This window comes from Micromonospora sp. B9E7 (assembly GCF_039871815.1).
Taxonomy (GTDB): domain Bacteria; phylum Actinomycetota; class Actinomycetes; order Mycobacteriales; family Micromonosporaceae; genus Micromonospora.
The window spans coordinates 109,663-115,662 of record NZ_JBDPLX010000023.1; the positions used below are offsets into that span (position 1 = coordinate 109,663).

At 70.8% G+C, this 6,000-nt stretch carries 5 protein-coding genes and 1 pseudogene; 4 read left to right on the forward strand and 2 right to left on the reverse strand.

From position 1 onward, the window contains the following. Positions 1-202: 202 nt before the first annotated feature. On the forward strand, positions 203-1,807 hold the full coding sequence (locus ABGB10_RS28085; RefSeq protein WP_347664004.1) for an ABC-F family ATP-binding cassette domain-containing protein: 1,605 nt from the start codon (positions 203-205) through the stop codon (positions 1,805-1,807). A gap of 33 nt (positions 1,808-1,840) precedes the next feature. Here the strand turns inward: ABGB10_RS28085 and ABGB10_RS28090 are convergent, their stop codons facing one another. Beyond that, the gene (locus ABGB10_RS28090) at positions 1,841-2,440 is read right to left on the reverse strand and encodes a cadmium resistance transporter (protein WP_347664005.1); all 600 of its coding nucleotides are present in this window, start codon (positions 2,438-2,440) and stop codon (positions 1,841-1,843) included. A gap of 214 nt (positions 2,441-2,654) precedes the next feature. Between ABGB10_RS28090 and ABGB10_RS28095 the strand changes: the two genes are divergently transcribed. From ABGB10_RS28095 to ABGB10_RS28105, 3 genes are all read left to right on the forward strand, one after another. Continuing rightward, the gene (locus ABGB10_RS28095) at positions 2,655-2,882 is read left to right on the forward strand and encodes a helix-turn-helix domain-containing protein (RefSeq protein WP_007462679.1); all 228 of its coding nucleotides are present in this window, start codon (positions 2,655-2,657) and stop codon (positions 2,880-2,882) included. A 46-nt stretch (positions 2,883-2,928) separates the two neighbouring features. Further along, on the forward strand, positions 2,929-3,696 hold the full coding sequence (locus ABGB10_RS28100; protein WP_347664006.1) for an enoyl-CoA hydratase/isomerase family protein: 768 nt from the start codon (positions 2,929-2,931) through the stop codon (positions 3,694-3,696). 114 nt (positions 3,697-3,810) lie between these two features. After that, the gene (locus ABGB10_RS28105) at positions 3,811-5,787 is read left to right on the forward strand and encodes an ABC transporter ATP-binding protein (RefSeq protein ID WP_347664012.1); all 1,977 of its coding nucleotides are present in this window, start codon (positions 3,811-3,813) and stop codon (positions 5,785-5,787) included. Positions 5,788-5,881: 94 nt separating this feature from the next. On the opposite strand, the pseudogene ABGB10_RS28110 reads toward ABGB10_RS28105, so the two are convergent. Continuing rightward, a pseudogene (locus tag ABGB10_RS28110) lies at positions 5,882-6,000 on the reverse strand (IS30 family transposase); the annotation flags it as partial.

The following is a 6,000-nucleotide window of genomic DNA, read 5'->3' on the forward strand; positions in this document are numbered from 1 at the left end:
CCGGACGGGGTCCGGACAGGCGTTCCGGTACCCGATGATCTTGATTGGTAATCCGAGCGGGTCGCCCGCGAGCGCCCGGTACACTTGCCGGGTGCTGCGCTGCGAAGGCTGAACCGCCCCGCGCCGTCGGGCCTCTTGAGCCCGCCGGCCGTTTCGCGTGCCCCGAGTCAGCCTTCCAGACCCCGAGAGCGAGCCCGAAAACATGATCACTGCCACCGGCCTGGAACTGCGTGCCGGTTCCCGCATCCTGCTGTCCGACACCACGCTGCGCGTGCAGCCTGGTGACCGGATCGGCCTGGTCGGTCGCAACGGCGCCGGCAAGACCACCACGTTGAAGGTGCTCGCCGGCGAGGGGCAGCCGTACGGCGGCCAGATCGACCAGCGCAGCGCCATCGGCTACCTCCCACAGGACCCGCGCACGGGCGACCTGGAGGTGACCGGCCGCGATCGGGTGCTGTCGGCGCGCGGCCTGGACGTCCTCATGTCGCAGATGCAGGAGATCGAGGCGCGCCTCGCCGAGGACGCCGACGAGAAGCTGGTCCGTCGCTACGGCGCGCTGGAGGACCAGTTCGCCGCCCTGGGTGGCTACGCCGCCGAGGCCGAGGCCGCCCGGATCTGCGCCAACCTCGGCCTACCGGACCGGGCGCTCGCGCAGACCATCGGCACCCTCTCCGGTGGTCAGCGGCGGCGCATCGAGCTGGCCCGGATCCTGTTCCGCGACGCCGGTGAGAACGGCGGCGGCATCCTGCTGCTCGACGAGCCGACCAACCACCTCGACGCCGACTCGATCACCTGGCTGCGCGGCTTCCTCGCCAACCACAAGGGCGGCCTGATCGTGATCTCCCACGACGGCGCGCTGCTGGAGTCGGTGGTCAACAAGGTCTGGTTCCTCGACGCCACCCGGTCGGTGATCGACGTGTACAACCTGGGCTGGAAGGCGTACCTGGAGGCGCGCGAGACCGACGAACGGCGCCGCCGTCGGGAGCGGGCCAACGCGGAGAAGAAGGCCGGCGCGTTGATGGCGCAGGCCGACAAGATGCGGGCCAAGGCCACCAAGACCGTGGCCGCGCAGAACATGGCCCGTCGTGCCGAGAAGCTGATCTCCGGCCTGGAGGAGGTGCGGGTCGCCGACCGGGTGGCCAAGGTGCGTTTCCCCAGCCCCGCGCCGTGCGGCAAGACCCCGCTCACCGCGACCGGCCTGTCCAAGTCGTACGGCTCGCTGGAGATCTTCACCGACGTCAACGTCGCGGTCGACCGGGGTTCCCGGGTGGCCATCCTGGGGCTCAACGGCGCCGGCAAGACGACGCTGCTGCGGATGCTCGGTGGGCTGCTCACCCCGGACACCGGCGAGGTGCACGCGGGGCACGGCCTGCGGCTGGGCTACTACGCCCAGGAGCACGAGACGCTGGACGTGGAGCGGACGGTGCTGGAGAACATGCGCGCCGCCGCCGTCGAGCAGTCCGACACCGACCTGCGCAAGATCCTCGGTGCGTTCCTCTTCTCCGGTGACGACGTGAACAAGCCGGCCGGGGTGCTCTCCGGTGGCGAGAAGACCCGGCTGGCCCTGTCCACTCTGGTCTGCTCCGGCGCCAACGTGCTGCTGCTCGACGAGCCGACGAACAACCTCGACCCGGTCAGCCGGGAGCAGGTGCTCGACGCGATCGCCAACTACCCCGGCGCGATCGTCCTGGTCACCCACGACCCGGGCGCGGTGCTCGCGCTCAAGCCGGACCGCGCGATCCTGCTGCCCGACGGCGACGAGGACGCCTGGAGCGACGACCTGCTCGAACTGGTCGAGCTGGCCTGATCGTGTCCCGGTGGTCGACGCTCGACGCCGCCCTCAGCCGAGCAGGTCGACCAGCCGGCCGAGGATGCCGGAGCTGACCAGGATCACCACGCCGATGCCGATGAAGATCGTCGGCACCAGCCAGTGGCCGGCGCGTTCGACCAGCCGGACCACCCGGGGGTGCCCGCCCAGCCAGGCGCCGGCGGCACACCACAGCGCGATGAGCAGCACGAAGACCAGGAGGAACACCGCGCTGTCGGCTGGGCCGAGGGCACGGAAGACGGGTACGTAGACGGCCACGTTGTCGGCGCCGTTCGCGATCGTCACCCCCGCCACGCCGAGCGTTCCGGTGACGACCGCGGGGGCGACGTCCTCGTCGGAGCGCCGCAGCGCGCGTACGCCCAGCGCGATCGGCAGGAGGCCGAGAAGCCCCGTCCACGGGTCGGGCACCACGAGCAGCCCGGCCGCGACGACCGCGCTCGCCAGCGCGAGCGCGCCGATACCGACGTATTGGCCGGCGACAATCTGCCACGGGCGGGGCCGGCCGGTGGTGCGGGCCGCGACGAATAACAGGGTCAGGATGACGATGTCGTCGACGTCGGTCGCGGCGAAGACCACCGCGGCTCCGGCCGCCGTGCTGAACAGGTCGATCACGACGGCAGGTTACGGTTCGTCGGCAGCAGCCATCGCCTTCGGGGGTACGCCCGGAGGCCGGGCGGGGCCGATTGCCAGGATCACTCTATCGGGAAGCTGACATTGCATAGCGTGTCGGTTGGCGAAGAGTTGATATCTGGCGCATGATCGTTCGAGGCGGTCTAATAGGTGGGACCGTATCCGAACCGCACAGTCTGGGACGTGAGGACACAGCATGGCAGCCACTGGCACAGCCACCAGCACTGAGAAGGGTCGCCGGATCGTCGGAGCCGAGCGTCAGACGCTCGCCAAGGACCTGGTAAAGCGGTACACCTCGGGGGAGAGTATCCGCGCGTTGGCGGCCTCGACCGGCCGTTCCTACGGGTTCATCCACCGAGTGCTCACCGAGTCCGGGGTTCAGCTGCGTCAGCGCGGTGGTGCCCGGCGCCGCAAGAAGGCGTGACCCGCCCCTCAGCGTCGTTCACCAGCGCCGCGCCCCGGGCCGTCCGGTGACCGCCGAGGCGACCGGGGTTCGGCTGACCTGCGACGGGCCGGTCGCCACGGTGACGTTGTGCCGGCCCGACGTGCTCAATGCCCAGACGCCTGCCATGTGGCGGGCGATGAGCGACTTCTCCCGCGACCTGCCCGGCGACGTGCGGGTGGTGGTGGTCCGGGGCGAGGGACGTGCGTTCTCCGCCGGCCTCGACCTCGCGGTGGCCGGTGCCTCCGGCGCGGGGTCGTTCGCGGAGCTGGCCGCGCTGCCCGAGCAGGAGTGTGCCGAGCGCATCGCGGAGTTCCAGGCCGGCTTCACCTGGCTGCACCGACCGGACGTCATCTCCGTCGCGGCCGTGCAGGGTCACGCGATCGGTGCCGGCTTCCAGCTTGCCCTCGCCTGTGACCTGCGTGTTCTCGCCGCCGACGCGAAACTGTCGATGGCCGAGGTGACGCTGGGCCTGGTGCCCGACCTGGCCGGCACGAAACGCCTCGTCGAACTGGTCGGCTACGCCCGCGCGCTGGAGATCTGCGCGACCGGCCGCCGGTTGGACGCCGCCGAGGCGGACCGGGTCGGGTTGGCCACCCTCGTCGTGCCGCCAGCCGACCTGGACGGCGCGGTCCAGGATCTGACCGCTGGCCTGCTCGCCGGGGCCCGGGACGCGGTGGTGGAGATCAAGGCGTTGCTCGCCGGCGCGGCCGGGCGATCGCACGCCGACCAGCAGCGCGCCGAGCGGGAGGCGCAGACCCGTCGGCTTCGTGACCTCGCCGGCAGGGGAGACTAGGTAAGGACCGCACGGGAAGATCCGGGTTACTGCCGAGGTTGTCACACTCGTCGGGAGAATTGACCTGACGACGCGGTCTGCCCGACGACCCGGAGGTGAGCGATGTCCAACCCGATGTCCGGCGGTGGCATGGCCGGGTGGAGCATGCTCCGGTCGATGCGCGACCGCGACGAGGTCTCCGCCCACCGGCTCAAGCGTGGGGTGGCCCGGCGCATCGTCGCCTTCGCCCGGCCCTACCGGCGTGACATCGTCGTCTTCCTGGCCACCGTGGTGCTGGCCGCCATCATCGGTGTGGCCACCCCGGTGCTCGCCGGCGACGTGATCAACGCGATCAACCGGGGCGGCACCGAAGCGGGCCGCCAGGTGGTCCGACTGGCCCTGTTCATCGCCGGGCTGGCGGTCGCCGACGCGCTGCTCTCGCTGGCCCAACGGTGGTATTCCGCCCGGATCGGCGAGGGCATCATCTTCAACCTGCGCACCCGGGTCTACGACCACGTGCAGCGGATGCCGTTGCAGTTCTTCACCCGTACCCAGACCGGCGCTCTGGTCAGCAGGCTCAACAACGACGTGCTCGGCGCCCAGCGGGCGTTCACCTCCACCCTGTCCGGTGTGGTCAGCAACGTCATCCAACTCGTGCTCACCGCGGCGGTGATGTTCACCCTCTCCTGGCAGATCACCGCGCTCTCGCTGGTGCTGCTGCCGATCTTCATCATCCCGGCCCGCCGCGTCGGTCGGCGGCTGGCCGACATCACCCGGGAGGCGTACAACCTCGACGCCAAGATGAACGCGACCATGACCGAGCGGTTCGGGGTGGCCGGCGCGCTGCTGGTGAAGCTCTTCGGCCAGCCGGAGATCGAGGCCCGCCGGTTCGGCGACCGGGCCGAGCGGGTCCGCGACATCGGCATCCAGTCCGCGATGTACTCCCGCACGTTCTTCGTGGCGATGCTGCTGGTGGCCTCGTTGGCGCAGGCGCTCACCTACGGCCTCGGCGGCTGGCTCGCGGTGACCGGCGGCGTCAGCGCGGGCACCGTGGTGACGCTCGCGTTGCTGCTCACCCGCCTGTACGGTCCGCTCACCGCGCTCTCCAACGTCCGGGTGGACGTGATGAGTGCGCTGGTCTCGTTCGACCGCGTCTTCGAGGTGCTGGACCTCAAGCCGGGCATCGTGGAGAAGCCCGACGCGGTGCCGGTGCCCCGGGGCGCCGGCCGGGTCGACTTCCGCGACGTGCGATTCCGCTACCCGAGCGCCGCCGAGGTCTCCCTCGCCTCGCTGGAAGAGGTCGCCACGCTCGACCGCACCGTCGACGAGCCGGTGCTCAAGGGTGTCTCGTTCAGCGTGGAGCCGGGGCAGATGGTCGCGCTGGTCGGCCCCTCCGGTGCCGGCAAGTCGACGCTGTCGATGCTCATCTCCCGGATCTACGACGTCAGCGACGGGCAGGTGCTGGTCGGCGGGGTGGACGTACGCGACGCGACGCTGGCGTCCCTGCGCGACGAGATCGGTGTGGTCACCCAGGATTCGCACCTGTTCCACGAGACGATCGCCGAGAACCTGCGCTACGCCAAGCCCGACGCCACCGACGACGAGATCTGGGCCGCGCTGGCCGGCGCCCAGGTGGCCGACCTGGTCCGGGCGCTGCCCGACGGGCTGGACACCACCGTCGGGGAACGCGGCTACCGGTTCTCCGGCGGCGAGAAGCAGCGCATCGCGATCGCCCGGCTGCTGCTCAAGGCGCCGTCGATCGTGATCCTCGACGAGGCGACCGCCCACCTGGATTCGGAGAGCGAGGCGGCGGTGCAACGGGCATTGGCGGTGGCGCTGACCGGGCGGACCGCCCTGGTGATCGCACACCGGCTCTCCACCGTGCGCGACGCCGACCAGATCCTGGTCCTGGACGGTGGGCGGATCGTCGAGCGGGGCAGGCACGACGAGTTGGTGGCCGTCGGCGGGCTCTACGCCGAGCTGTACCGGACCCAGTTCGCGGTCGCCGACTCGCCCACGCCGTTCGTCGACGCGACCGGCCCCGAGCCGGTGGTCATGCCGTTGGGCACGTACCGCGCCGACGAGGTGCTGCCGCCCGCCGCTGCCAACTGACGTCCCGCCGGCACCGGGTCGGGGTCCGTCGCGGTCGCGGCGCGCGCTGATCGACTCCGGTTCCTGGAAGTCGGGGTGTCCTGGTCGGGCGGTTTCAAGCGGCTGTTGCAACCAGGTGTTTGTGGAGTACCTCGGCTGGATTCTGCCAGTCGAGAGTTTGGCGTGGTCGTCCGTTGAGTTCGCGGGCGACCGCGTCGAGGTCGTCCTGGGTCC